Origin of the sequence: Siphonobacter sp. SORGH_AS_0500 (assembly GCF_031453245.1) — a bacterium.
Taxonomy (GTDB): domain Bacteria; phylum Bacteroidota; class Bacteroidia; order Cytophagales; family Spirosomataceae; genus Siphonobacter.
The window spans coordinates 1007552-1034155 of record NZ_JAVIYT010000001.1 but is presented as its reverse complement, the minus strand read 5'-3'; the positions used below and the strand labels follow the sequence as shown (position 1 = coordinate 1034155).

Genomic DNA, 26604 nt, shown 5'->3' with positions numbered 1-26604 from the left:
GGGGACGAAGATACAAGTTCCCCTGAGCAATCAATGAACTTTACTAGATGGATGGTAACAGGACTGGACTAAACTGGTTCTTTTAACGATGAGATTTGGGTTTTGCTGTTTCCAGCCATCCATTTCGCTCTCCTAACGTTCTTTCTACGTCGGTCATAGAAAACCCCCGTTAATCCGTCTAGGAAAACAAAATAAATGGATCGTATCATCTATCTGTAGGAATGATTGCGATTCAAGAAATCAGTAATCGATAAAAACGAATAAGGCATAGCTCATACTTGGTCGGATGCAAATCGAATTCAACTTAAAGATTTACAATCCGATAGAATGTAATCATACATCGCTGAGCTAATGAAGGGACGTTTGCTCAGCGATGGGTTTCTTTTTACCTATAAACTTACTGAGGGTTTTAAGCTTCAAGGCTGGTTTCTCAATCCAATGCCAGGATAAATAGGCAAACACTGCTGATACCAGAAGGCTTGAGATAATCAAGGTATTAGCACCGGGTTTGAAGAAGTAAACGAGTGTCTGCTGCACCGGGAAACCGTAAATATAGAGTCCGTACGAAAGGTCGCCTATGTATTTAGTAATGGTACTAACTCCCTTTACCGGGATTAAACTGGCACATAAGACGATGAGTGGTAGCATACTAACGCTCGCATACAAAAAGCCCGGACGGCTTGTCATGTAAATAAATACACTCAACGAAACGAGAAGAATTCCAGTTAGATAAGCAATGGGTAATCGTTCCAATCCTAATACGGCTAGTAACGATCCAGCGGCGAAATAAACGCCTAATTCAATTAAATACCAGTCAAGAATTGGGTAATTCCATTTCTGAATTTCTTCAAAATTTACGGTATCAAGTTTAGCTAAAATCAGGTAGATAACTGCCAGAATTGGAATAAGAAGGTTCCGTTTATTTTTAATAAAAAAGAATGCAGATACGGCGATGTACATCGTAAACTCAAATGCAATTGTCCATAAAGAACCGTTAATAGCGAACGGGTGAGGGTTGTGTTCGAAGATACCGGGAATCGCGTATTGAATCCGATAAAGGCCCAGATTATTCGTAAAATAAGTTTTCACGGCCTCATTCTTCCAGTAAGGTATCTCACCCTTGTAGACGAGTGGCCCTAATGCAATTGTCAGTGTAAGCACTACGATCAAGGCGGGATAAAGCCGCAAAACACGCTTCCAGTAGAAATCCAGCAGGTTTCGGGATCTCTGTAAACTTTGAAAAATCAGATAACCGCTAATGACAAAAAATCCTCTTACGGCAATCCAGGAAAAGGAATATTGCCCGTGAGACATCTTACAAAGCCAGTCGCATTCCTGAGACGCTGTCAGTGGATACGCGTGAGTAATAATTACGCCTGCAGCAAAGACTAAGCGAAGAAAGTCAAAATTATTTTTTCTAGAATTTTCTATGACTGAAATACTTTTAGTTCGCGAAAAGCGAAATTAAACTAAAAATCTGATTTCTATTTCTTCGATTTTTATGTTTGAATTATTGATAATTAAAAAGTAACATTATTCAATAAATTTCTTCCAGTAATCGTCTATAATTTATTTCTCCTTTCTGGAGTATAGTACTTATTTCAAAATTCTTCTAAAAAGGTCATTTGCTATATCCGTTCATCTCCAATTTGCCAAGAATGATTTGCCGCCCTTTCTTAAAGCTGGCCTTTCCTTGAAAAAGAATGATCTGTTCAGCATATGCATTGTGTCCCCTTAACTCCGTTTAAGCGAAGCAAATCCTGAGTATATAGTTGAAATGGATAGCAGAAAATAAATTGCCATAAATCATTCCATAACTCTTTGATTATGAGACACAAAACATTCAATAATTATTATAAAAAAATAGTCTTTCACAAATAAACCAGACTTCACGAACTTTGTAGCCGCAATGTGTGACTGGAACGATGACTGATTCTGAAATACCTTATACGCCCTCGTGGCTGCGTAGTTTGTTACTGGGACTATCCCAGATTTTTGCATGGGGCGGTTCTTTTTTCCTGATGGCCGTCCTCATCGGACCCGTTACCAAAGAAACAGGCTGGCCTTCTTCCTGGGTATACGGCTCTCTTTCGTTAAGCATCTTTATATCGGGACTATTAGCCCCAAGCGTGGGTCGACAAATTGCCCGTCAACGTGGCAAAGCTATTTTGATGCATAGCGGCTGGGTCATTGGAGCAGGGTTAGTTGTGGTTGGTTTGGCTCCGGTCTTACCCTTGTTCATACTAGGCTGGTGTCTGATTGGTGTGGGTATGTCGATGGGTTTATACGATGCCCTTTTTGCAACGTTAGGACAACAGCATGGACTGGAAGCGAAAAAAATCATCCCCCATATTACCCTTATTTCTGGTTTTGCGACGACTATTACCTGGCCAAGCCTAGCCTGGTTAATTGAACAGTTCGGCTGGCGACACACTTGTACAGGTTATGCCGTCTTTCTGAGTACCATTCTCCCAATTTTGTATCATTGGGGTTGCAGAGGGCAAACCATCCCTCAAACCATTCAGACTCAGCATCACGCTTCGTCTTCAGGTTTATCGACTGAAAACCAGCTTATGTTTCGGTGGGTGGTCATTAACTTCATGATTGCGGCAGTACTCATGACGGCCATTTCCGTTCAACTTCTATCCATTTTACAGGCCAAAGGATTAACCCTTAAGGCAGCCATTCAGTTAGGGGCCTTGATCGGTCCCTGTCAGGTTGGCGTACGATTGCTGGATTTGATGGGTCCCAAAAAACATCCAATCTGGAGTGCCCTGATTTCATCCATTCTGGTTTTAGTCGGATTACTACTGTTAGGTTTGGACGTGAGTCTGGCGACGATTGGCGTGGTTTTATATAGTTTAGGAAATGGTATTCGCTCCATTCTGAGGGGAACCTTACCGCTGGAGCTATTTGGCCCGGAATCCTTTGCGGTTGTACTGGGTCGACTGGCTCGTCCGGCTCTCATTGCCCAGGCCCTTACGCCCTTACTTGGAGGTTATCTTGTGCAACACGGAGGGCCTCTAACTTTACTGGCCGTTTTAGCTGCTTTAGCCTTTTTAAATATCGGCGTTACCGTTGCCATCAAACAGCAAATGACGCCACGGCTCTCGCATTAACCCTGAATGTATGAAAATCACTGCTTTATCTGAAGGTCCGTTTTCCGTTGATTTTAGTAAAGTATTTACGCCCGTCGAGCTGGATACGTACGTTCCAGAACATCACCCCGCCGGAACCACGCTGTTATCGGTACATCCGTTTTTGGTCGTTACTTCGGAAGAGGTCATACTACTGGATACAGGTTTGGGGTTGAGTGAAGGCCATGAACTTCAATTGTATCGTTCCCTTCGCCGGGAAGGACTTGAGCCCACTCAGGTAACGAAAGTATTTCTATCCCATTTGCATAAAGATCATACGGGCGGCGTGGGCACCATTCAGGCAAACGGGAAGTTTCAGTTTAACTTTCCTAATGCCATTTATTACGTTCAGGAACGGGAGTTAACCTTTGCCCTGGCTCAAAAGGATAACCCCTCGTATCATCCCGCTACGCTTCAGGCTTTAGCTCTACATCCCAATGTTCATTTTCTGAATGAAGAGGAAGGGGCATTAACTCCAGATATTTCCTTTCAGGTTACGGGCGGGCATACGCCTTACCACCAGACGTTGACCATCACCCATGATGGAAAAAGGTATTTTTACGGAGCGGATGTATTACCCCAGAAAAGTTACATCCAGCAAAATTTCGCCTATAAAAACGATTATGACGGTAAACGAGCCAGGGCCTTTCGGAAAGAATATGCTGAACAGGGTCAGGACTGGATTTTCCTGCTTTGTCACGCCTTGAGCAAACCCATAGTTTCCTACCCGGATTTAATGAAAAAGTAAAAGGCCTCCTTTGGTAGTAACCTTGGTTACGCTTTCATCCGATCTTTCAACTGCAAATGCTGAAGTAACAAAACGGTTTTGGCGTCTTTGATCTCATCCGTTTCAATCATCTTCAAAGCTTGAGGGAAAGGAAGTTCCAACACCTGAATGTCTTCCTCTGCTTCCACTCCACCTCCTTCATTCATTTTGTGGACTTCCTGATATTCGGCAATAAAAAAGTACAGAATTTCGGTAACTGACCCCGGGCTCATGTACAGCTCAAATACTCGTTCGGGTTTAGTAATGCGATATCCTGTTTCTTCCTCGGTTTCCCGTCGAATGCAATCTTCAGGGCTATCAGCGTCCAGTAATCCGGCACAGGCTTCAATCAGCATGCCATCCTTATTTCCATTGACGTACGTCGGCATACGAAATTGCCGGGTTAGAATTACTGTATTTTTTTCTCCATTGTAAAGCAGAATGACCGCCCCGTTTCCTCGGTCATAGCATTCTCGCGACTGTCGCTGAGTCGACCCATCTTGCCTGATATAATCGAAAGTAACTTTGCGAAGCGTATACCAATGATCCGAAAGTACTTCTGTGCTTACGATTTGAACCGTATTCATAAATGTTCATTTTTGTTAGTTGATTATTATTTATTTACAATATTCGATCATTTTTGATCAAAATAAAATACTAACAATCAAAAAAAACAATAAATGATCAATCATAATCAAAGATGAGCATTACCAGACATAGACAAATTCTGGCGTTTTTGGCTGACGGTGACGAGCGAAGCGTAAGCTTTCTAGCCGAGCAGTTGGATACCTCAGAAATAACCATTCGCCGGGATTTGAATACCTTGGCGGAACAAGGCAAACTAATTCGCACCCACGGCGGAGCGATGCGTAATGAGCTTCCCTTTATTCCTTTCGTACAAAAAGCCTCCATTCAGACGCAGGCCAAGAGGCAGATTGGACAGCGGGCGGCTTCATTAGTAGAAGAAAATGACGTACTTTTTCTGGACTGTGGGAGCACCGTGCTAGCCATGGCTCCGCATTTGAAAGCCTTCCGAAATCTTAAAATCATTACGAATTCATTGCCTCTGATTTGGGAGCTGCGGGAAGCTCCTCATCTGTCTATTAATCTCATCGGCGGTGAACTGGATCTTAATCGTCAAGCCGTACATGGATCCGTTGCTCTTGAACACGTTGCCCGGTATCACGCGACGAAGGCGTTTGTGGGCGTAGATGGTATTTCGCTAAAAAACGGGTTAACGGCCCGCAGCGAAACGGAAGCGTCCTTTACCAACGCTCTACTGACCCATGCGAAAGAGCGTTTTCTACTAGCTGATTCTGGAAAATTTGAGAATGATAGTTACCTGAAATTTGCTCCACTCACGGCTATTCACCACATCATTACCAATGCCGGGCTGGATCAGAAACTGATCCAACAGTATCAGGAAGCGGGTTGCCACTGGATTGAAGCCTAACCCGTAGAGACACGGCTTCATCGCGTCTGGGGAGAGGCTTTTTTATTACTAGTCTGCACCATGGTTGGTGAGACACTAGGCATGGCGGGGAAGCCAGACGCGACTCCGTCACGTCTCTACGATAAGGATATAAAAAAAGCGTCAGACTTTCCGTCCGACGCTTTCCTGATTCGTTGGAAAACTAGATTTCGATCTTTCCAACCATATTCTCTGGTTTCACCCACTCGTCGAATTCTTCGGAAGTTAGGTAACCCAAAGCAATGGCCGTTTCTTTCAGCGTAGAGCCGTTTTTGTGAGCGGTCTGAGCGATTTCGGCAGCTTTGTAATAACCAATTTTCGTATTCAAAGCCGTGACCAGCATCAGGGAGTTGTTCACGTGCTTTCTGATGTTTTCCGTCAGAGGCTCGATCCCTACCGCACATTTGTCGTTGAAGGCCACGCAAACGTCACCAATCAGACGAGCCGAATGCAGGAAGTTGTAGATCATAACGGGCTTGAACACGTTCAGTTCAAAGTGACCATTCGAGCCACCAATGTTAATGGCCACGTCATTACCTAAAACCTGAGCGGCTACCATCGTCATCGCTTCGCACTGAGTAGGGTTTACCTTACCGGGCATAATCGAGCTGCCGGGTTCGTTATCAGGAATGAAGATTTCACCGATACCCGCCCGTGGGCCAGACGATAACATTCGAATATCATTACCGATTTTCATCAGACTAACCGCTACGGTTTTCAACGCTCCGTGAGCTTCCACAATAGCATCGTGAGCCGCCAGTGCTTCAAATTTGTTTTCAGCCGTTACAAAAGGTAAGCCCGTCAGGTCAGCGATGTGCTTCGCTACCAGCTCCGAGTAACCTTCTGGGGTATTGATACCCGTTCCTACTGCCGTTCCACCTAATGCCAGTTCCGATAAATGCTCCAGCGTATTTTTGATGGCTTTCAGGCCGTGGTTCAGTTGAGAAACATACCCTGAAAACTCCTGACCGAGCGTCAGAGGAGTAGCATCCATGAAGTGCGTACGACCAATCTTCACTACGTTTTTGAACGCTTCTGCTTTCGCCTGCAACGTATCCCGCAGTTTTTCGATACCGGGAATCGTGATTTCGATCAGGATTTTGTAGGCCGCAATGTGCATGGCCGTTGGGAAAGTATCGTTCGATGATTGTGACTTGTTCACGTCATCATTGGGGTGAACGAATTTCTGTTTGTCTCCCAGATCACCCCCGTTAATCACGTGAGCACGGTAAGCTACTACCTCGTTCACGTTCATGTTGGACTGCGTACCTGAACCCGTTTGCCAAACCACCAGTGGGAACTGATCGTCGAGTTTACGATCCAGAATTTCGTCACAAACCTGAGCAATCAGATTTTTCTTATCTTCAGCCAGAACGCCCAATTCGAAGTTAGTAATAGCCGCCGCTTTTTTCAGGTAAGCAAATGCCGCAATGATTTCTTTGGGCATTTTATTGATATCCTGAGCAATGGGAAAGTTCAGGATTGAACGTTGGGTTTGAGCTCCCCAGTACACATGAGCGGGCACTTGCACTTCGCCCATGGTGTCTTTCTCAATACGGTATTCCATGATTTGTCTGTTAACAGTTCAGCGTTTCAGGCCCATTCGGGTATGCCACCAGATCGGGCCTGATTTTTGCCGCAAAGCTACCAAGCGAACGGAACGCTCGATGGATTTTTTTCAAAAATTCTGGTAATTTATTAATGGTGAACCAGTAAACGTTGCGTATGCATTCCCGCCGAACTTTGTACCCGCAACACATAAACCCCATCAGGAAGGTTACCAAGCGATAACCGAACCTGACTTTCGGAACTGGTTTGGTGCCAGCACTGGCGTCCATTTAGGTCGTAAATAGTGACTTCAGAAACCATTGCCCGATTGAATTTCAGCAAAGCCTCCTGTTGAACAGGGTTGGGCGATACGATCACCTCCCACGATTGTAATGATTTCGTCATAGTAGGTAAGGGCATGATAACCAGCAAACGGCATTCAATTTCCTCACCCGTGGTTAAGCTGGTTCGAAGTCGGTAAATGTAGCGTTGCCCCGGCAGAGCACTGTCATCGGTGTAATTTGAGACTCCTGAAGCAAGGGTAGCAATTGTTTTGAACGCTTCCTGATCACCCTGCCGTTCCAGTACCAGTTGCCGTGTATTGGCCAGCGTATTCCATTTCAACTGCGTTTGGTATAAGCCTACCTGAACCAATTGCAGGGTTTGGGAAGGTCGATAACTTTCAATTGGGACTTCGTAAAAACTAAAGGCATAAAGATTCCGCTGATTCAGCATGTACGGCCCTGGGTAAACATCCGTATGCCCCACCGGAAAATAATCCGGCAAATAGGTAAGCTTCTGAGCGGAAGATGGTTGCTTCAATTTCAGATGCACTTTATACCCTTCTACCCAACCCGAATCCAGTTGGTTATTTACCCCATCGAAATACATAAACTCTCGCATGTGATAGGTAACAACCCAGCCATTGAGTTTAGAGATAACATTGACCTGGTTCTGAAAAACCATTTGCTGATCCACGTCGAATTCTAACGTTACCTGCGTTCGTTCGGGATTGGAGTAATAAATCCGGCGAGGGTCGGGCGATTGGATTTGAAGTGTATCCGTTGAGTTATAGAAATCTCTGTCAACCAGTGGGTATAAATTATGGGCAAACTGCACGTGTCCGCCGCTTCCATAATGAATTCCGTCTGACTCTTTCAGCCCGATGGCGGTAATCGTCTGTACATCCGGGTAAATCCGGGACGTGCGTCGCTGAAAATCCCGTAGGGCCGGAGCTAAGGAACTCGTCATCACAGGCTGAATGCCCGTCTGCGTTACGTATACTTTCTTAAGATTCGGATAATCCAGATGCCAGCCTTTGTAGAGTCGGTCAAAATACTGGGGATAACTAGTGATTTCAGATGAGGTACCTCCTACTTCAAATTCCCCCTGTCGCCAGAAAATGGCTTTTACAAAATCCCTGACTCCCGCCTGAATACTCCGATTGAGCGATTGCCCATACGCCGTGTTATCATCCGTGGGGTTATCATCATTTCGATCACTAAAGTAACGAATCGGCATACCGCCATTCCCATTATTCAGAATACAGGTTGGCATCTGATGATTCTGGTGAATAAGCCGCTGAATTTCCGTTCCCCAAACCCCTACGTTGATATTATTCCCATTGGCAACAGCCCATTTCGGGCCTTCTCCGGGGTAATTGGTAGTAAAGGTTCGACAAAATTCATTCAGTTGCGGATTGTAGGATTGGTAACTTCCGCCCTCGCCCCCGGCAACGGCGTTGGATTGCCCGCCAATCAGAAAGACATCGCCTGCTACCAGATTCATACGCGTCATTACCAAAGAGGAATCCCGATTTTTCACCAGATAAATGCGAGCCAAATATTCCACGGCTTCGGCTTTGATGGAAGGTTTCAGGGAAAAAGCAGCCTGGCCATTCTGAAAAGTTAAGTTCTGGGAGCTATAGCGATACGGTTGTTGACCTCTCAGAATCAGTACCGAAACCCTGGTTGCTGCCGCGTCGGTTACGGTTCCTTCAATGAGAATCTGCCCCTCCGACTGATCATTTCGGGGAAATAGCTGATAATCGAGTGGAGCTTTAGTAAAGGTGATTTGGGCGTTTAAGAAAGAATGAGTCAATAGTAAGAACAGGCAAGTAAAGAGTCGGTTCATTGAGTTAAAGATGATGGGGCTATTCGTGCGGGAATTCGGAAACAATATGCTGAAATATGGTGACATTCAATTCATCGTAGCCTTAAAATACCTCTATAAACTTTCACTTTACTTAAAGCCAGCCCAGGTGTCTATCCGTATATGCCTGGACTGAATTTCAAATTAATTCATAATCTACCTGCAACATTTTCGTTGTTGGCTTGTATGATTTAAAAAAGATTAACGGTTAATTTTGTTCAGTTCCCATATTAAAACTCCGATTTGCTGTGTCTGTTGCTCGTTTCTGTTCTGTTGTTATCATCTCGGGTTTATTTTGTTTGTTAGGCTGTTCCCAGGGTCCCAAAGACGCCTCGGAAGTAACTGTGGCAGAAAATCCGATGCTAGCTCATTATAACGACAGCATCGCCAAACGCTTCAATCCAATCGAGGCAACCCGGAAAGCAGGTCAGCTCGATACGTTCTTTCATAATTTACACAGCAAATACGGTTTTAATGGAACCGTGCTCGTCGCTCAATACGGGCAGGTGATTTACAAAGGAGCGTTTGGTTACAAAAACCTGACCTTACGTGATACCCTTACGACTACCACTCCTTTTCAGCTGGCTTCGGTTTCCAAGCAATTCACGGCGATTTCTATCATGCAGATGAAAGAAAAAGGCTTACTGAATTACGACGATCCGGTTTATAAATACATTCCCAATTTCCCTTACGATTCTTCGATTACCATCCGGCTTTTGCTCACCCACCGCTCCGGTCTACCGAGTTATCAGTATGGGTTAGAAAAATATTGCGACAAATCACAACCGCTGAGTAATAAAGAAGTAGTAGAAAAGCTTTGCCAGTACAAGCCCGTTCCGTATGGTCACCCCGACGTTCGGTTTCATTATAATAATACTAACTACGTCTTGTTATCATACATCGTCGAAAAACTGAGCGGAAAGCCCTTCAGTAAATATGCGGAAGAACATCTGTTCAAGCCACTCGGCATGACAAGTACCTTCGTTTTTGACGGCACCAACACCAATCGCTTACTCACCGCCGCCACGGGCTATACCGGCAGCAGACGTTCTTTTGCGATTGATTACCTCGACAGCGTTACCGGCGACAAAAGCCTGTATTCCACCGCAGAAGATATGTTCAAGTGGGACCGGGGTTTGTATACCGAGCAGATCATCAGTCAGAAAGCCTTGCAGGAGGCCTTTTTACCTGCCAGCAATGACACCCGTCTCGTAACTAAAAACTACGGCTTTGGCTGGCGTTTACAAAAAGTCCCCAATAACCAGTGGTTAACGTTTCACACGGGCTGGTGGCATGGATTCAAGAATTACTTTATGCGAAATCGCCCCGATCAAAGTACGATTATTCTACTTTCAAACGTGGCCAACAGTTACCTTTCTCAGGTAAAAATGGTGCAGGCCATTTTATATCCCGAGAAAGCCCGGTTCTTCTTGCGGGGCGAAAACGTCGATCCGGAAAATGGCGATGATACCATGATTAGCGAGGGCCTTCAGGGTGGCGGCGACAACGCTCCCGAGTTATCTCTCGCCGATCTTTACAAGATGTTACCGGCAGCTCCGGTAGTCAAGAAAAAAGTGGTGCATCGTTCACACCTCAGAGCGAAAGGGGCCGTGAAGAAAAAAGCCGTTTCCCGCCGAGCACCCATCAGGAAAAAAGCGGCAATCCAGAAAAAAAAGAAGAAAAGATAACGAATGCAAAACCGGATCAGGAATTAACTGATCCGGTTTTTTATGGCTCATCATACTCACTTCTGTTTTACAAGTTCTTCAATTATTTTGAGTATGCTTTTCTTTCTCTAATTACCTATTCACAAGTAATAAAGGGCTGATTCCTGCGGAGTCAGCCCTTTATTGTTCATCAGTTGAAGGTTGAACTTTACTACTATAAGGAGATAATTCCCTTACGCAAACCCGTCAGAATGGCTTCTGTGGCTGAGTTTACGTTCAGTTTCATGTAGATTCGTTTCAGGTGGGTTTGCACCGTATTGAAGGTAATGCCGCATTCAGCCGCAATCATTTTGTAACTCATTCCCTGAGCTAGACAGGCCAGAATTTCGCCTTCCCGAAGGGTTAAAGAGGTATTGGCAGACTGCAATTCTCTCGGAGAGACGTACAGACGATGAGACTGAGGTAGACTTGACATGACAAAGCTGTTTTTTGCGTTCTGCTTTCTTAGTCGATTATTCAGGCACTTCGGGTAACAACTTTTCAAAAAAAATTCCCACATTTAAAAAATCAATCAGTAACTCCCTAGTTTACAGGAACTCTAAGCTTAACTTCAGTTACATGATTTTTTTTAAACGTACCCTTTCCGATGCTGATCTCATCGCAGGAATCCGGGCTGGAGGCCTGAATCGCCGGAATTGTGAAAACTGTTTGTACGATCAGTTTCGCTATCTGATTCGGGAAGCCACGTTTAAGCATCAACTGCTCCCCGACGAATCTGCCAGTGCTTATTCCGACGCCGTTCTTACCGTCATTGAACATATTTCTTCCCAGCGTTATGAAGGCCGTTCGGGCCTGAAAACGTACCTCTATCAAATTTTTTATAATAAATGTGTTGACCTCGTTCGTAAAAATTCGACTAATCGCGAAAGTGTCCATCAGGGCCTCTCACTCGATAATCTAAGCATTGCAGACGAAACCCGTTCCATCCTGCAAAACCTGATTTCGGACAGTGAAATAAGCTACCTCCGACAACAATTAACCCTGCTGGGCGAAAAATGTCAGCGTATGCTATTGGCCTGGGGAGAAGGATTCTCTGACGAGGAGATCGCCCGGAATCTGGATTACCAAAGCTCGGCAGTAGCCAAAACCAGCCGACTGCGGTGCCTGGAAAAGTTAAGGACACTCTACCGTACCCGTTAACGAGACCCACCATCCAATGAATGAATTAGAACAAATTGAACGTTTTTTTCAGGGAGAGATGTCAGCTACTGAACAGGCTTCCTTTGAAAAACAAATTCAGGAAAACCCTCAACTGGCTTCGGCAGCGGCTTTTTACTGGCAAGCCCATCAGGCCGCCCGGCTGGAAGTACTAGCTGAAAAGCGAAAGCAATGGGAAAAAGCACCTGCGGTTAAACCCCTACGAAAACCCCGCTTTTCCATCGCTGCGGGCATTGCTGCTGTGGTGTTATTGGCCATTCTTTGGCTCGTATGGAATCGTAGTCAACCGAATCTGACGGAGCGTGTCATGGCTTATTCCAACACGAATTTCCAGCAGTTAAGCTTAACGATGGGAAACGCTACGGATTCATTACAGGAAGGAATTATCCTTTACAATCAGGGGAAATTCCCTCAGGCTGAGCAGATTTTTGAAGTCCAGTTAACACACGCCCCAAAAGATGCCCGAGCTCTGAAATTTGCCGGAATTACGGCGATGCGTCTCAAAAACTATGATAAGGCGATTCAGTATTTTCAGCAATTAAGTCAAACGGATTTGTACGAAAATCCGGGGCCCTTTTACGAAGCCCTGGCTCGTATCCAGCGTAACCAGGCTGACGATCAGGCCAAGGCTCAACAGTTACTGAAAAGGGTCGTTCAGGAAAATTTACCCGGCAAAACCCAAGCCACCGAGTGGCTCGATTAACCCATTATTTATCCCAACCAATCAACCTTTTTCTACCTCATTGCTTCTATGAAACACTACTCCCCCGATGGACCGGAGCGTCCTTCCAGCCATTCCGAAAATTTTCCAAAACGACTCGCTCCCTCGCCCACTTTTCGAAGTCGAAAGCAGATTAAAACTTTCCTAGGAAATGAACGCAACTACCCTCACGTTACGGAAGTTTCTTCAGGAACGGGCTTTGCCGTTAGAAATCAGTTGTTAATTCAACTGGATTACCTCGAATTTCCCGCTGACTCCTCGAATGAATATAAGATCATTAAGGGCCGGACAGCTTTACTGGAATTCTTTAACAACGCTACCCAACCTGGTGCCCCACAGCCCTTTTTACTGGACGGAAATGGTAAAAAAATAATACTTCAGTCCGTAGAAGAATGCCTGTGTCTGAACGATACTACATTTCTGCTGAAGGGCGAAGGGCTACACGAATGCCTGGAAATTAAAGCCGCGGGCGAAGAGCCACCTGGACGACACACCACGCAGCCTCCCATTCGGGCTTCCCTGAATTATATCATTCCTTCGGCCTGGGTCAATGAAGATTCGCTGGAGGTAGAGCCCCTGGAACGCTGGAATGATTACGCAAAGGACTGGAGTCAGATTCAGGCCAAAACGGATGGTTTAGTAGTTGCCATTCTGGATACGGGTATTGAAGATAATCCTCGTTATCCACTGCCTTTCTGGTATAAAAAATTCGAAGACCCCTGCCGCCGTCAGCATGAACTTGAACAGATTGGCTGGAATTTCTCCACGCTTGAGTCGGAGTCTGGTAATCAGCCTACGGATGATAATGTGCTGCGGCATGGCAGTAAAATCGCTCATATCATTCATTACCTGGCTCCCGGAAATGCCGCATTGATGATTCTCAAAACGTTTGATCATTACGGCTTCGGATCACTGGATAAGGTCTTTTGTGCTCTTCAATACGCCATGGATAACGGAGCCCGAATAGTCAATGCCAGCTTTGGGTATTATGGTAATGAAATTCCATTGTTGCGGGATTTACTGGAACAAATGAACGAGCGGAAAATCCTGGTTGCCGCCGCGGCGGGTAACCATACTGATTTTGATGGATTCCCCAATGATATTTCCGTACAGCGTTTATACCCTGCCTGTTACAGTCTGGAACTGGACAATGTAGTAACCGTTACTACCCTGACCTGCGAGCCAAAAGAGGAATGTGACTGTCAGGAAAGTAAGTCAGAACGGTTGCTGAATTCTATTACCAAAGTCATTGATAAAGCCCTCGACATTAAGGGTCACGAGCGGCTTCCCTACGAGAATTACTCTTCCAGCTTTGTCAATCTGGGTATTGAGACTCAAGACGGAAGTTTTCGGAATCTCTATCCCATTCAAACGCCGGGCTATCAGGAACCCGCTTCCATTCAGGGTTCATCCTACGCTACGCCCGTTTTTGTGGGCATTGCCGCCCGGTATTTCCTGGATATTCAAAGGGCCATTCAGCAAAGCCCGAATGAGCCCTTGAAGAAAATATACTTCTCGGTTCTTCAGCAAAAAGGAGTGATTCGGAAAGATCAATCCCTAAGGCAATATGTCAGAGGCGGCTTCTATATGCTTTCGTATTAACTTACTGCTGGTACTCCTGATCAGCGGAATTGGGGCGTTCGGACAATGCCCTGATTCCGCTTTTATGCATCGGGAGTGGTTTCGTATTAAAGCTCAGGATTCGTCGCGAATAAAACTGGAGAAACTCCGAACCCATTGGCTTCGCTGTCGCATTCCACAGGACTCCATTTACATTGAGTTATTGGGGGAACTAGCCTGGCAATACTGGCAGGAAAAGAATTTCTCAGCGACAAAACAATTTGCCGAGGCGGCCATTCAGGGTGCAAATCGCGGCGTACCCAATCTAAAACCCAAGCATTTATACTTCTACGGGGCTTACCTGGTTGGAATGAATCAGGACCAGAGAGCTCAGCAAATTCTTCAGGAAAGTATCCGGGTGAGTCGGCAATCCAATCAACTGGAATGGGCTGCCGCCGCGTCTTATCAGCTTTCGTTTGTTCAACATTCCTCCGGTGATTATCAGGCGGCCCTGAATTCCGCCACCGAAGGCGTACACTTCGCCCGACTGGCCAAAAAGCCACACCGCGAACTGGTGAGTTTATACCAGCAGGCTCAGGCATTGGTGGAGTTAAATCGTCTTGAGGAAGCTCAAGTGGTGATGACTTCGCTGCTGAAGGTAACCCGCAGGCACCCGCAATTACTCATTTGGCAGTATTACGAGTTAGCCGCCGATATTAGCCGGAAACGTAAGGATTATTTCACTAGCCGAGCTTACTTGCGGCAAGCCCAGGAACTTATTACTCCTCATCAAACAGAGGCCCAGGTTTCACTAGCTATCGTCGCTGGTTTATTGGCCGAAAATGAAAATCAGCCTGATCAAGCCCGGCAACAATACGAAAAAGCGTTAACCATAGCTCAGGATCCGCCCGCTAAAGCTTTACTATATAATCATCTGGGCAAGCTGGCTTCGTATCAAAGAAATTACTCGTTAGCCTTGCAATTAATCAGGAAAGGAATTAAAAGCATTATTCCCTCTTATGATGAAAATCAGCCAATTAATCCTACCGCAAAGGTTATCCAGAGTGTCTCTCGAAAGGAATATTTGTTTACGTTAATCAAGCAGAAAGCCTCGTTTGAATTATTGATTTATAAGCAAAAACCTACGGCTCAAAATCTAGCTCAAGCTCTGGCCACCTTCGCTACTGCCGATCAGATGGTGGACTATATGCGGATGAGTCACGAAGCGACAGAGTCCAAATTGCTTTGGCGAAACAATACCCACCGTTTGTACCAACAGGCGATTGAAGCAGCTTTTCTTCAGCAAAACGCACCCCTAGCTTTTTATTACCTGGAAAAAAGTCGAGCCGTATTATTAAATGATCGACTCAATGAGTTATCCGCCAACCAAAAACTTTCGCCTCCATTGGCTGAAAAAGAACTGAGCTTTCGGGTTCGGCAGGAACAACTATTAGCACAACTTCATCAACACAAACCGGGCACGCCAACTTATACAAAATTATTCAATCAGTGGCTTAATCAACACGAAGCTCAGCAGACATTCATTGAATCCTTACGCAAGAGTAATCCTGCCTATTTTCAGTATCGTTATGATAATCAGGTGCCGTCGATTACTACCATTCAGCAAAAATTATTAGCTAAAGATCAGGCTTTTGTGAGTTATTTTCTTGGGGATGACGCGATTTATGCCATTGGCATTACTCCAGACAAAACCGTTCTCCGTAAGTTACCACTGACCGGATTTAATCACGAAGCCGATGAATTTCTGAAACTCTGCTCCAGTCCTGACCTTCGTAAAATAGAAGTTCAGCAATTGCAAAAAGCGGGTTATCAGCTTTATCGTCGCTTAGTAACGCCATTGCGTTTGCATTCTTCCCGAATGATCGTTTCGTTGGATGGGGCTTTTTTACCCTTTGAAGCATTCAGTAATTCCCCCACCCAACCAAATGCCTATTTAGTACATCAGCAGGCTTTTAGTTATACCTATTCGGCCCGGTTTCTACTTCGCGAAAGACCTGTTTCTAGCTGGCAAAAGCCCTTTTTAGGCATGGCTCCCGAGCAATTTTCAGCCTCCTTGAAGCAATCGAATTTGCCGGGTTCCGCTCAATCGCTAGCGGATATTGCGGAGTCCATCCCTTTTGCTCAGACCAAAACGCATCAATCGGCCACTAAAGCTACTTTTCTATCGGAAGCACCCGATTTTAGAATTTTACAGCTTTTTACGCACGCGGACGCCCATGTTTCAGATCATACCGAACCCGTGCTCTACTTTGCCGATTCGGCCCTGAAATTGTCAGAATTAAACATCAATCGCCCTTTCCGAACGCAATTATTAGTGCTCTCGGCTTGCCAGACAGGACTGGGGACGAACCAAACAGGAGAAGGGGTTTTTAGTCTGGCTCGCGGCTTTGCGGCATTGGGTATTCCGAGTACGGTAACGACCCTCTGGAGCGTACAGGATCAGGCAACTTATACACTAGTCGAACATTTTTACCAGCAATTATCAGAAGGATTACCCCAGGACATCGCTTTGCAAAGGGCCAAAATACAATGGCTCAATGCTCAGGAGCATCAGCTACCCTATTACTGGGCTGCTTTAATCCAGATTGGCTCTACCACTCCTATTGAAAATCCCAGCGTTATTCCTGCCTATGCGGGCATTGCAGCCGGAGTCATACTGGTTATTATAGGATTATTGATGTATCGAAAACGAACCGCTACAACAGTCCCTCATCCATAAAACTGAGGTATTTCTGATCAGAAATAATGAGGTGATCCAATACCGGAATGTCGAGTAACTTTCCTGCTTCCTTCAGCTTTCGGGTCAAATCTTTATCGGCCTGACTGGGTTGAAGATTACCCGAAGGATGGTTATGAGCCAGAATAATACCGCTGGCCAAGTGTTCCAGAGCGTGTTTGAAGATTAATTTGGGATCGGCTACCGTTCCTGCGACTCCGCCCGTAGAAATCTGGACAGGACGAATCACATGATTGGCTCGGTTCAGCAATAGCACCCAGAATTCTTCATGCAGTAAATCCATCAAATGCGGGCGGAATGCCTGATATGCCGAGTAAGAACTGGTAATGGAAACTCGGGCCTGCGGTTCGGTTTCTTTGCGACGACGCCCTAATTCCAGAGCCGAAACGATGGTAATCGCCCGAGCTTCTCCGATGCCCTTAAATTTGGATAATTCCTTAATACTGAGCTTGGCCAGTTGATTCAGATCGTGATTAACGCTGCTTAAGATCAGCTTTGCCAGATCAACGGCGGTGTATTGCTGAATACCGGAGTTAATCAGAATGCCCAGTAACTCTGCATCGCTCAAAGCAGCTTTACCTTTTAGCATCAGTTTCTCGCGGGGGCGATCCTCTTCGGCCCAGGTCTTAATCGTTGGAGCCGCCAGGTAAGTAGTTTTCATGGGTGGATATAGCAAAAAAGCCTTACTCACAAAAGTAAGGCTTCCGAACAAACGGTGTCCTACCGTTCGATCAATGAGCAATCCGCTACTTAAGCTGCTACTGACAGTTTGTTGACAAATCTTGCCAACTTCGACTTGTTGTTTGCTGCTTTGTTTTTGTGGATAACATTTTTCTTCGCGAGTTTATCCAACATCGAAGAAACTTTTTTGTACAGATCCTGAGCTTCTACTTTATCAGTAGTGCTACGCAGTTTCTTGATGAACGTACGGGTCGTTTTATGCTGGAAACGGTTACGAAGGCGTTTTGTTTCGTTAGCACGGATCCGCTTCAGAGCTGATTTGTGGTTTGCCATGTCTTTATATTACTGGAACTATGGATTTTCGGAATAGGAATGCAAAAGTAAGTCTTTCTTTTTAAAACTCCAGCCGTTGTCTCAAAAATTCTTTACTAATCCGGTGAATTACTTCAAATTAGCTATCCAAAAAAAATAGTAACCAGCCTTCCTTCACCCCCCTAAGACTTGCTTCACCCATGAAACGTGTATCTATCTTTATTTTTTGCTTTCTGACTAGTCCTCTGGCTTTCAGTTGGGGTTTCTACGCCCATCAACGCATCAATCGCCTCGCCATTTTTACCTTACCCCCAGAAATGGCCCGTTTTTACAAAAAACATCTGGTGTATTTGATGGAGAACTCTGTCAATCCCGACAAACGCCGTTACGCGGTAGTGGGAGAAGCTGCCCGTCATTACCTCGACGTAGAAGCCTACGGCGACAGCGTCTGGGTGAAGCCTTACTGGAAAGAAGCAGTGGCATTCTGGGGTGAGGATACGCTCAATGCTCACGGCATTGTCCCCTGGCAAATTCAACGGATGAAGTATCAACTAACAGCGGCCTTCAAGGAGCATCATACGTCCCGCATTCTCAAGCTTTCGGCAGAGTTAGGCCATTACATTGCCGATGGTAATGTACCGTTGCATACGACTAGAAATTACAATGGTCAATTGACGGGACAGGAAGGCATTCATGCCTTCTGGGAAAGTCGCCTGCCCGAATTATACGCCGAGCGATACGACTTCTTTGTGGGACCTGCCGAATACGTGCGTTCGCCCGCCCAGCGAGCCTGGGCCAATGTGAAACAGGCTCATCATTGCCTGGATTCTTTGTTTTTACTGGAAACGCAGTTAACGCAGGAATTGGGGGTAACTCGAAAATACAGCATTGAAGAACGGGGAGCTACGCATCAGAAAACCTATTCCCGCGATTTTTCCGAGCGTTACCATCAGGCCTTGAATCATCAGGTTGAAAAACAGATGCGGGCTTCCATCAAAATGATCGGTGACTTCTGGTATACCTGCTGGATCGACGCAGGACAGCCCGATTTGAATACCCTTCAAGAGTTATCTGAGCAGGATAAAAAATCCGAAGATCAGGAAAAACGCTCCTGGCTCCAGCGACTGCTCGGCATTCGACCGGAGGAGTAGTTGTTGGTTGTTGGTTGTTGGTTGTTGGTTGTTGGTTGTTGGTTGTTGGTTGTTGGGCAGTGCTATTGTGTACTATTAAGTTCCAGGTCAAGGGCCTTTATTAATTAGTTTCTTAGCTAATTTCCTGAAAGCTTTGAGTCGAATTTCTAGATGTTCTTTTACCCGCTTATTTTTCTCCTGCGAATAGCTTTATACTAATAACCAATAACCACCACTGACGCTCTAGCTGGGGCCCTACCAGCCTTTCTTTGCACGTAATGGTTGGTGAAGACACCAACCTTGGCGGTAGTAGCTTTTGGTAGATTTTTATTACCCATTTTCACCCATACTCTTCACTGACGCTTCGGCTGGTGTCTTCACCAGCCTTTCTCTGCAAGTAATGGTTGGTGAAGACACCAACCTTGACGGTAGGGAGGGTTAGGTTACCTACTTAATTTTCCCCCTAACAACAACTTTTACCCAACAACCAGCACCCAGCAACTAACAACCCCAAGTCCGCCGTATCTTTGCCTAATGGAATCAGTTGTTCAGATCATATTAAAGCCCGGAAAGGACGCCCCCGTTCGTCGTTTTCACCCCTGGGTATTTTCGGGTGCTATTGCCAAAGTCTTCGGGAAGCCACAGGATGGCGAAGTGGTTGAGGTTGTCGATCATCAGAAAAATTACCTCGCCACGGGTCATTACCACGAAGGTTCGATCACAGTTAAGCTCTTTTCGTTCGAACCCATTACGCCCGACGCTGATTTCTGGTTCAAGCGTTTGGAGAAAGCCTTACGCGTACGGCAGGCACTTCAGTTTACGAATACGACCTGCTACCGACTCGTGCACGGCGAAGGCGATGGTTTTCCCGGTCTGATTCTTGACTGGTACAACGGCGTAGTCGTTTTTCAGGGCCATAGCGTCGGCATGCACCGCGAACGCGAAAGCATTACTCAGGCTTTGCAAACGCTTTACGGCGATCAGTTACTAGGCGTTTACGATAAAAGCCACGAAACCTTACCCGATCGTTATGCCCAATCGGTTCAGAACGGTTACCTCTGGCAAAAAGAGACGATAAGCTTACCTCATCCCGTGCTGGAAAATGGTCATACCTTCCTGATTGACTGGCAAACGGGTCAGAAAACGGGCTTTTTTCTGGATCAACGCGAAAATCGTCAGTTATTAACCAAGTACGTGAAAGGCAAGCGGGTTCTCAACGCCTTCTGTTATTCCGGTGGTTTCTCGATTTATGCTCTTTCAGCTCAGGCTTCGCTGGTTCATTCGGTTGATGTTTCCGAAAAAGCCATTCGTCTGGTTGAGCAAAACGTAGCTGCTAATCACGAAGGTGGTCAACCCACGCATGAGGCCTACGCGGAAGACGTAATGAAGTATCTGAAAACGCACGATCAGCAGTATGACGTCGTTGTTCTCGATCCCCCGGCTTATGCCAAAAGCATGGACGCTCGTCACCGGGCCGTACAGGGGTATAAGCGACTTAACATTGAAGGGCTCAAGCGATTGGCTCCGGGTGGTATTCTGTTCACATTCTCCTGCTCACAAGTCGTAGATCGTGAATTGTTCTACAATACCATCGTTGCAGCAGCCATTGAAGCCGGTCGGCAGGTTCGGGTATTACATCACCTTTCACAAGGCCCCGATCACCCCGTGAACTTCTTCCATCCCGAAGGTCATTACCTGAAGGGTTTAGTTTTATACGTAGAATAAATAAAGGAGCCGATTCACTGTTGAATCGGCTCCTTTATTTATTGGTAATAGCTGTTCGTCCGTGTTTCTCAGGCATCCGTGTACACAGCCGCGGACAACAATAGAAAAAAACTTTAACTCAGATTACCAATCATTCTCCTACGGCAGATAGTAACTGCCTCCTAATAAATTATCCGATTTCTCGAGTAAGGTTTCTCACTACGTTCGAAATGACAGAGTATAGGACTATCTCTAGAATTTAATCGTTGCGGGCAGATACTTCGCAATTAAATCCTGATAGTAAGGCTTCAGTTCCTTCACATTCGGTGGCACCGGAGCTTTTGAATACAGATCATACGGATTGAATAAACGAACGTATTTGAACATCTCGCGGTCATGATCGTCCATAAGGTGATCGTAAGCTTCTTCACGGTGCTGAGCGTAGAACGAGTGGTAACGCATCATGTACAGAGCTGATTCAGGCAGGTAATCCTTCATCATGTGATACAGATACTCATCGTGTCCCCAGGACATGTGTACGTTTCGTAAACCGCAATTGGGTTCGTAAACACCGTATTTTGTGTTATATCGCTCGTCCTTCGTATCAGGATTGGCTTCAAAGAATTCAGGATAAACAATCCTATCTGAAGGTTTGCAACCTACCGGGAATGTATCACCCACGACTGCCCATTGAGGCTCTCCGAAGAGACATAACACCTTACCCATATCATGTAATAACCCTGTCAACACAAACCAGTCGGGATGGCCATCGGCCCGAATGGCTTCTGAGGTTTGGAGTAAGTGCTGCAACTGATCCAGTTCAATGTCGGGATCAGAGTCGTCCACGAGGGTATTAAGAAAATCAAAAGCTTCCCAAATGGGCATTTCTTTCCGATCGAACTTCAAAAAATCCGCTTTTTTTTGCTGAACAAAATCATACGTCTGATAGGTGTGATTCAGTCGATAAAACTCACGAACGGTATCACGCTCGGGGTTTTCATAATTTCTGAATTCATCTTTCGCTTTAGCCGTTTGCTGAGGTTCGGGGTAACGCTCGAGTACGTCATCCTCCCACACATCCAAACTAGCCAGCGGATTCTTTTCTTCAGCAGTGAATTCGGTTTTCATTGTAAGCCGGTTTTGTAAGGTAAGAAATAGTTTTTTGCTCTTGAGATTGAATGAGTTACCATTCTTTTCAAAGGTAATAGAATTTTATAATTACTGAATCATACCACTATAATTTTGCACAATTCAAATACTAAGCTTTTACCAGAATACGGTATACAAAGCCGCAATAATTCCCCAGACTAATACCGAGAACACCACGAAAGAGGGTGAAATGCGAAACATACTTCGCGTTAAGGTAAGGCCTTTGGGGTTAAACTTACTGGCGGAATCCAGTAGGGACACTACAACCATAATACTCACCAGAATCAGGAAGCACCAGCCCGTACGGTGGAGAAAAGGAATTGGCGTTTCAGGAACAAACTTGAATAATAAGGCCAGGGGAATCGATAAGCTCGCTGCCACCAGAGCCGCCGTAGAGGTCGTTCGTTTCCAGAATAAGCCCAGGAAAAACAGGGCGAAAGCTCCGGGAGTCAGGTAATTCGAATATTCCTGAATGAATTGGTAGGCCTGTTCCAGTCGTCGCAACTGCGGAGTAATCATGAGGGCAATCGCGAAAGCCACCCAAACCGCAATACGACCAATCCAGACCGTCTGCTTTTCAGAAGCGTCTTTATTGAGAAATTTCTTGTAAATATCCAGACTAAAAATGGTCGAAATACTATTGCATTTACCCGCCAGGGAAGCCACAATAGCGGCAGTCAAGGCTGCAAAAGCCAGACCTTTCAATCCGTTCGGCAGCAAATTCATTAATGTGGGATAGGCATGATCGGGTTTGACATTTCCCGCTGCATCGACCATTTCCTGTTGGAAAGCTCCATTCTGGTAGAGTACATACGCCGCAATGCCGGGAATCACGCAGATCATGGGTATAACTAACTTCAGAAAAGCCGCAAACAGAATTCCATTACGGGCCGTGGGTAAATCAGCCCCTAGAGCCCGCTGTACAATGTATTGATTGCAGCCCCAGTAATTCAGGTTATTAATCCACATACCACCAAACAACACGGCCATACCCGGTAATTCGTAATAATACTGATGCCCTTCCGAGAAGATCATGTGAAAATGCCCGTCAGCGTGGGTTCGGAGTAAGCTTAATCCATCCATGACGCCACTTCCTCCCCATTGATCCGAGACCATTTGCAAAGCCAGAAAGGTTACCGCTACACCACCCATGACTAACACTACCACTTGAATCAGATCGGTGTATCCAATTACTTTCATACCACCCAGGGTAATGAAAATGGCAAATAGAGCCAGTCCAAACATGCAATACGTGAATGGAACCCCCGAGATGGTTTCGACCGCTAAAGCTCCCAAATACAGGATGGAAGTAAGGTTAACAAAGACGTAAAGCAACAGCCAGAAAATCGCCATGATTGTGGCCACTGTGTCATTATACCGCTGCGACAGAAACTGTGGCATGGTATAAATCTTGTTTTTCAGGTAAATCGGGATAAAGAAAATGGCAACGATAATCAAGGTAGCCGCCGACATCCACTCGTAGGAAGAAATGGCCAGCCCCATCGCAAAACCCGAGCCAGACATGCCAATAAAGTGTTCAGCCGAAATATTCGAGGCAATCAGCGAAGCTCCAATGGCCCACCAGGTCAGAGAACCTTCGGCCAGGAAGAAATCTTTGGTGTTGATTTCACTGGACTTTTTCCGACGATAAATCCAGTACCCGTAGAGGGAAACCAGTAGAAAATAGATCAAAAAGACACCGTAATCAATACTTTGCAAGCCCTGCATTTCGGTTGTAAAAGTTTTAGGAGGTTAGAGATAAATCCTTTCAGGAAGATGAGTGGGGTATCGGACCACAAAATAGGATTATTTATTTAATTATTTATCTCAAACTCATACAACCTACTAAAAAAGCCCGTGCTGGTTTTCAGCACGGGCTTTCAGTTATGATCGATGAAATTACTTAATCAATCAGGCGGAACAGACGTTTCCAACGGATTTTATTAAGGAAGGTTCCTTCGGGATCAAGTGACATCCAGACGAATACAGCCTTACCCACGATATGATCGGAAGGAACGAAACCCCAATAACGCGAATCGGCTGAGTTACTGCGATTATCCCCCATCATGAAGTAATAATCCTGTTTGAAGGTATAAGTCGAAACTGCCTGACCATTGATTTTTACCGAAGTACCATCAATTTCTACTTTATCATTGTATTCGTAGTTTTCAATAACATCGCGGTACAAAGCAACATTTTCAGTAGTCAACTGAATGGTTTCCCCTTTTTTAGGAATTTTGATCGGACCGTAATTATCCCGATTCCAGTTAAACAAAGGAGAGTTAGGATAAACACTGAGATCCTGCTGACCTTTAGGGTATATCAGTGGCTCTACCTGAAGTCCCATGTCCTGAAATTGCTTCACCACTCCTGCACTCGTGGTTACATCATATCCCGTTAGGACCGTTTCTTTACGCACGGAATCAATGTCAAAATGTTCAGTCCAGTTGCGTGATTCGTTCTGACGATTCCAGATATCGTATTTCAGAAAAAACTTTTGGTCCAACTGTTCTTTCGTATGAACGAAATACGGTTCAAGCATCTTTTCGGGATTCTCCATCGCCTTGCCATTGATCCATACCTGCGTATCACGAACTTCCACAACATCGCCGGGAATACCAATGCAACGCTTGATGTAATTGGGACGTAGATCAGCCGGCAAGTGTAGGGAGTCAGGGTAGTTGAAAACCACAACATCGCCATTTTTCACGCTTGAAAAACCGGGCAGGCGGTACATGGGTAACTTGATCCAGTCGAGGTACGAATCAATATTCGTTCCCCAGATTTTCTGGTGGGTTAAAGGAACCTGCAAAGGCGTTTGGGGCGTGCGGGTTCCGTAGTGCAACTTACTTACGAAAAGAAAATCACCCACTAACAGGCTATTTTCCATCGAAGGGGTTGGAATGGTATAAGCTTCCAGAAATAACCAGCGAATGAGCGTAGCCGCTACCACTGCAAACGTGACCGAATCAATCCACTCGCGAAAGGCCGATTTTTGTTTTTTAGGCTGACCCTGCTGAGCCGTTTTTACTTCCATTATCTTTTGTTTTAGGTGTTGGTTGTTAGGTATGGGTTGTTAGATATGCTGACAACCCATAACCAGCAACTACATTACTCTTCTCCTAATAAATCATCCATTCCGAACACGCCTACTTTACCTACCAGCCATTCAGCGGCTACGACTGCCCCGAGGGCGAAACCCTGACGATTGTGAGCGGTATGTTTAATCTCGATGGAATCCACTTCTGACTGATACGTAACGATGTGCGTTCCGGGCACTTCACCTTCCCTAACGGCATGGATCGGCAAGGTAGTTTGTCCGTCGCCTTCTTCCAATACCCATTGGGATAAACGGTCATTCGTTTCCAGAATTCCTTCGGCTAACGTAATCGCGGTACCGCTGGGAGCGTCAAGTTTATGAATATGATGGATTTCCGTCATTTCCACGCTGTATTGGGGATAAGGACTGATTAACTTGGCCAGTCGCTTATTGATACGGAAAAACAGATTGACGCCAATGCTATAGTTGGAAGCGTAGAAGAAAGCTCCGCTGGTTTTAGCAGTGAGGGCCTCAATTTCGGAGCGATGTTCAAGCCAGCCGGTCGTTCCGCAAACGGTGGGTAAGCCCTGACCAATGGAATCTTTCAAATTTTGCAGAGCCGCCGAGGGGTGACTGAACTCAATAACCACATCAGCGGTCGCGGGAGAAAATTCGGAAAAACTTTCCCGATTGGTTTCGTCAATCCGACCTACAATTTCGTGGCCACGTTCCTGAGCAATACGTTCAATGACTTTGCCCATTTTTCCGTAACCTAAGAGTACTATTCGCATATTAATTCTTGTATGAGGAAAGTTTGAATGTAGTTTGAGGCTGTTTGAATGTCTAAGAACGTGTGAAAATCTTCAAACTTTATTCAAACTAATCAAACGATTTCAAACCTGTTTTATCAAACAACATTCAAACTCAGTTACTTAAATGTATAAACGGCAGTAATGCCAATGGGCGTACTTGCGTAATCCGTTCGAACGCCGGGTTTAAATTTCAGGGAAATATCGTCGGTATTATCAAACGTTTTTAAGTGAGCCGAAACATTCGCTTCCACCAACTGAAAGGCATATAAAACGACACAGCCAATGATGGATAAATCGCGTTGGCGGCGATATTGTGCGGTTGCTTGTCGTAACTGATTTTCAGTCAATGCTGGATAATAAGTATTTCCAATTTGAACCGGAACCGTTGTAGCCTTCTCATTAAGCAGGGTTTGCCAGCCTCCAATAGCATCCTTATACCGTATCTGGTTCCAATGGATGGCATAAGCTAACCCACCAAAACCAGCATAAATGATAGGAATCGTCCAATATTGACGGATATAAGCCTGCCCTAAACCAGGCAAAGCCAAAGATTTGTACGTTGCGTAGCGAGGAACAATATTCAGAGGCTTTTTGAGCTTACCCTTCGGAGCCGGAATCGTCTTTACCAGCGAGTCTACACCCACTTTGGCGATCTCCAGCGAATCCACTTTTTGAGCGAAGGCCGACTGGGTTAACCCTAAAAACAATACGAAGTAAAGCAGATATTTCATGGCTATCGGAAATTGAAAGGCCAAAGAACGCTCTGAATTACTTCGTAT

Annotated in this window: 22 protein-coding genes; 10 read left to right on the top strand and 12 right to left on the bottom strand. The window is 45.5% G+C overall.

The features are described 5' to 3' along the window. Positions 1 to 348 precede the first annotated feature (348 nt). Positions 349 to 1431 carry an acyltransferase gene (locus tag QE357_RS04350; protein WP_309711318.1) on the bottom strand — a complete coding sequence of 361 codons (1083 nt, stop codon included), beginning with the start codon at positions 1429 to 1431 and terminating at the stop codon, positions 349 to 351. A 494-nt stretch (positions 1432 to 1925) separates the two neighbouring features. On the opposite strand from QE357_RS04350, the gene QE357_RS04345 reads away from it, so the two are divergent. Both QE357_RS04345 and QE357_RS04340 read left to right on the top strand, forming a co-directional pair. Beyond that, positions 1926 to 3119, top strand: a complete 1194-nt coding sequence (locus QE357_RS04345; protein WP_309706116.1) for a hypothetical protein — start codon at positions 1926 to 1928, stop codon at positions 3117 to 3119. A 10-nt stretch (positions 3120 to 3129) separates the two neighbouring features. After that, positions 3130 to 3885, top strand: coding sequence for an MBL fold metallo-hydrolase (locus QE357_RS04340; protein ID WP_309706114.1), 756 nt, complete (start codon positions 3130 to 3132; stop codon positions 3883 to 3885). Positions 3886 to 3911: 26 nt separating this feature from the next. On the opposite strand, the gene nudK is transcribed toward QE357_RS04340, so the two are convergent. Beyond that, positions 3912 to 4490, bottom strand: coding sequence for a GDP-mannose pyrophosphatase NudK (nudK, locus tag QE357_RS04335; protein WP_309706112.1), 579 nt, complete (start codon positions 4488 to 4490; stop codon positions 3912 to 3914). A gap of 113 nt (positions 4491 to 4603) precedes the next feature. On the opposite strand from nudK, the gene QE357_RS04330 reads away from it, so the two are divergent. Further along, complete coding sequence (locus QE357_RS04330; RefSeq protein WP_309706110.1) at positions 4604 to 5356, top strand: DeoR/GlpR family DNA-binding transcription regulator; 753 nt, start codon at positions 4604 to 4606, stop codon at positions 5354 to 5356. 181 nt (positions 5357 to 5537) lie between these two features. On the opposite strand, the gene fumC is transcribed toward QE357_RS04330, so the two are convergent. Further along, positions 5538 to 6941, bottom strand: coding sequence for a class II fumarate hydratase (fumC, locus tag QE357_RS04325; protein ID WP_106635146.1), 1404 nt, complete (start codon positions 6939 to 6941; stop codon positions 5538 to 5540). A gap of 131 nt (positions 6942 to 7072) precedes the next feature. Continuing rightward, positions 7073 to 9055 (bottom strand): T9SS type A sorting domain-containing protein, encoded by a 1983-nt coding sequence (locus QE357_RS04320; protein WP_309706108.1) that lies wholly within the window; start codon positions 9053 to 9055, stop codon positions 7073 to 7075. A 266-nt stretch (positions 9056 to 9321) separates the two neighbouring features. On the opposite strand from QE357_RS04320, the gene QE357_RS04315 reads away from it, so the two are divergent. Next, on the top strand, positions 9322 to 10761 hold the full coding sequence (locus tag QE357_RS04315; protein WP_106635143.1) for a serine hydrolase: 1440 nt from the start codon (positions 9322 to 9324) through the stop codon (positions 10759 to 10761). Positions 10762 to 10954: 193 nt separating this feature from the next. Here QE357_RS04315 and QE357_RS04310 read toward each other — a convergent pair whose 3' ends face one another. Further along, positions 10955 to 11215: a response regulator transcription factor gene (locus QE357_RS04310; protein ID WP_232793547.1), complete on the bottom strand. Its 261-nt coding sequence runs from the start codon at positions 11213 to 11215 to the stop codon at positions 10955 to 10957. Between the two features lie 143 nt (positions 11216 to 11358). Between QE357_RS04310 and QE357_RS04305 the strand changes: the two genes are divergently transcribed. From QE357_RS04305 to QE357_RS04290, 4 genes are read left to right on the top strand one after another with little or no spacing between them, the layout of a single operon-like run. Then, positions 11359 to 11940, top strand: coding sequence for an RNA polymerase sigma factor (locus QE357_RS04305; protein WP_106635141.1), 582 nt, complete (start codon positions 11359 to 11361; stop codon positions 11938 to 11940). Between the two features lie 16 nt (positions 11941 to 11956). Next, the gene (locus tag QE357_RS04300) at positions 11957 to 12661 is read left to right on the top strand and encodes a tetratricopeptide repeat protein (RefSeq protein WP_106635140.1); all 705 of its coding nucleotides are present in this window, start codon (positions 11957 to 11959) and stop codon (positions 12659 to 12661) included. A 48-nt stretch (positions 12662 to 12709) separates the two neighbouring features. Next, positions 12710 to 14281, top strand: a complete 1572-nt coding sequence (locus tag QE357_RS04295) for a S8 family serine peptidase (protein ID WP_309706103.1) — start codon at positions 12710 to 12712, stop codon at positions 14279 to 14281. Continuing rightward, a complete protein-coding gene (locus QE357_RS04290; RefSeq protein WP_309706101.1) occupies positions 14247 to 16979 on the top strand; it encodes a CHAT domain-containing protein in 2733 nt (910 codons plus the stop codon). The genes QE357_RS04295 and QE357_RS04290 overlap by 35 nt, the downstream gene beginning before the upstream one ends. Here the strand turns inward: QE357_RS04290 and radC are convergent. Beyond that, entirely contained in the window at positions 16957 to 17658 is a 702-nt protein-coding gene (gene radC / locus QE357_RS04285; protein WP_309706099.1) for a RadC family protein, read from the bottom strand. The genes QE357_RS04290 and radC overlap by 23 nt on opposite strands. 89 nt (positions 17659 to 17747) lie before the next feature. Further along, positions 17748 to 18011: a 30S ribosomal protein S20 gene (gene rpsT / locus QE357_RS04280; RefSeq protein WP_106635137.1), complete on the bottom strand. Its 264-nt coding sequence runs from the start codon at positions 18009 to 18011 to the stop codon at positions 17748 to 17750. Between the two features lie 179 nt (positions 18012 to 18190). On the opposite strand from rpsT, the gene QE357_RS04275 reads away from it, so the two are divergent. Then, positions 18191 to 19141: a zinc dependent phospholipase C family protein gene (locus tag QE357_RS04275; RefSeq protein ID WP_309706097.1), complete on the top strand. Its 951-nt coding sequence runs from the start codon at positions 18191 to 18193 to the stop codon at positions 19139 to 19141. A gap of 513 nt (positions 19142 to 19654) precedes the next feature. Continuing rightward, the gene (locus QE357_RS04270) at positions 19655 to 20845 is read left to right on the top strand and encodes a class I SAM-dependent rRNA methyltransferase (protein ID WP_307142133.1); all 1191 of its coding nucleotides are present in this window, start codon (positions 19655 to 19657) and stop codon (positions 20843 to 20845) included. 231 nt (positions 20846 to 21076) lie between these two features. Here the strand turns inward: QE357_RS04270 and QE357_RS04265 are convergent, their stop codons facing one another. The 5 genes from QE357_RS04265 to QE357_RS04245 all read right to left on the bottom strand — a co-directional run bounded on the left by QE357_RS04265 (position 21077) and on the right by QE357_RS04245 (position 26556). Then, positions 21077 to 21952, bottom strand: coding sequence for an inositol oxygenase family protein (locus QE357_RS04265; RefSeq protein WP_309706094.1), 876 nt, complete (start codon positions 21950 to 21952; stop codon positions 21077 to 21079). 138 nt (positions 21953 to 22090) lie between these two features. Further along, positions 22091 to 23701 (bottom strand): sodium/sugar symporter, encoded by a 1611-nt coding sequence (locus QE357_RS04260; RefSeq protein ID WP_106635134.1) that lies wholly within the window; start codon positions 23699 to 23701, stop codon positions 22091 to 22093. A 175-nt stretch (positions 23702 to 23876) separates the two neighbouring features. After that, positions 23877 to 25010, bottom strand: coding sequence for a signal peptidase I (gene lepB, locus QE357_RS04255; RefSeq protein WP_307142130.1), 1134 nt, complete (start codon positions 25008 to 25010; stop codon positions 23877 to 23879). Positions 25011 to 25084: 74 nt separating this feature from the next. Next, positions 25085 to 25804, bottom strand: a complete 720-nt coding sequence (dapB, locus tag QE357_RS04250) for a 4-hydroxy-tetrahydrodipicolinate reductase (protein ID WP_106635131.1) — start codon at positions 25802 to 25804, stop codon at positions 25085 to 25087. Between the two features lie 137 nt (positions 25805 to 25941). Continuing rightward, complete coding sequence (locus tag QE357_RS04245) at positions 25942 to 26556, bottom strand: DUF5683 domain-containing protein (protein ID WP_106635130.1); 615 nt, start codon at positions 26554 to 26556, stop codon at positions 25942 to 25944. Between the last annotated feature and the right edge of the window lie 48 nt (positions 26557 to 26604).

What these genes read in the sequence shown, in the direction of transcription:
- QE357_RS04345 (WP_309706116.1), top strand. Translation starts at nt 1,926, where the DNA reads ATGACTGATTCTGAAATACCTTATACGCCCTCGTGGCTGCGTAGTTTG.
- QE357_RS04340 (WP_309706114.1), top strand. Translation starts at nt 3,130, where the DNA reads ATGAAAATCACTGCTTTATCTGAAGGTCCGTTTTCCGTTGATTTTAGT.
- nudK (WP_309706112.1), bottom strand. Translation starts at nt 4,490, where the DNA reads ATGAATACGGTTCAAATCGTAAGCACAGAAGTACTTTCGGATCATTGG.
- QE357_RS04330 (WP_309706110.1), top strand. Translation starts at nt 4,604, where the DNA reads ATGAGCATTACCAGACATAGACAAATTCTGGCGTTTTTGGCTGACGGT.
- fumC (WP_106635146.1), bottom strand. Translation starts at nt 6,941, where the DNA reads ATGGAATACCGTATTGAGAAAGACACCATGGGCGAAGTGCAAGTGCCC.
- QE357_RS04320 (WP_309706108.1), bottom strand. Translation starts at nt 9,055, where the DNA reads ATGAACCGACTCTTTACTTGCCTGTTCTTACTATTGACTCATTCTTTC.
- QE357_RS04310 (WP_232793547.1), bottom strand. Translation starts at nt 11,215, where the DNA reads ATGTCAAGTCTACCTCAGTCTCATCGTCTGTACGTCTCTCCGAGAGAA.
- QE357_RS04305 (WP_106635141.1), top strand. Translation starts at nt 11,359, where the DNA reads ATGATTTTTTTTAAACGTACCCTTTCCGATGCTGATCTCATCGCAGGA.
- QE357_RS04300 (WP_106635140.1), top strand. Translation starts at nt 11,957, where the DNA reads ATGAATGAATTAGAACAAATTGAACGTTTTTTTCAGGGAGAGATGTCA.
- QE357_RS04295 (WP_309706103.1), top strand. Translation starts at nt 12,710, where the DNA reads ATGAAACACTACTCCCCCGATGGACCGGAGCGTCCTTCCAGCCATTCC.
- QE357_RS04290 (WP_309706101.1), top strand. Translation starts at nt 14,247, where the DNA reads ATGTCAGAGGCGGCTTCTATATGCTTTCGTATTAACTTACTGCTGGTA.
- radC (WP_309706099.1), bottom strand. Translation starts at nt 17,658, where the DNA reads ATGAAAACTACTTACCTGGCGGCTCCAACGATTAAGACCTGGGCCGAA.
- rpsT (WP_106635137.1), bottom strand. Translation starts at nt 18,011, where the DNA reads ATGGCAAACCACAAATCAGCTCTGAAGCGGATCCGTGCTAACGAAACA.
- QE357_RS04275 (WP_309706097.1), top strand. Translation starts at nt 18,191, where the DNA reads ATGAAACGTGTATCTATCTTTATTTTTTGCTTTCTGACTAGTCCTCTG.
- QE357_RS04270 (WP_307142133.1), top strand. Translation starts at nt 19,655, where the DNA reads ATGGAATCAGTTGTTCAGATCATATTAAAGCCCGGAAAGGACGCCCCC.
- QE357_RS04265 (WP_309706094.1), bottom strand. Translation starts at nt 21,952, where the DNA reads ATGAAAACCGAATTCACTGCTGAAGAAAAGAATCCGCTGGCTAGTTTG.
- QE357_RS04260 (WP_106635134.1), bottom strand. Translation starts at nt 23,701, where the DNA reads ATGCAGGGCTTGCAAAGTATTGATTACGGTGTCTTTTTGATCTATTTT.
- lepB (WP_307142130.1), bottom strand. Translation starts at nt 25,010, where the DNA reads ATGGAAGTAAAAACGGCTCAGCAGGGTCAGCCTAAAAAACAAAAATCG.
- dapB (WP_106635131.1), bottom strand. Translation starts at nt 25,804, where the DNA reads ATGCGAATAGTACTCTTAGGTTACGGAAAAATGGGCAAAGTCATTGAA.
- QE357_RS04245 (WP_106635130.1), bottom strand. Translation starts at nt 26,556, where the DNA reads ATGAAATATCTGCTTTACTTCGTATTGTTTTTAGGGTTAACCCAGTCG.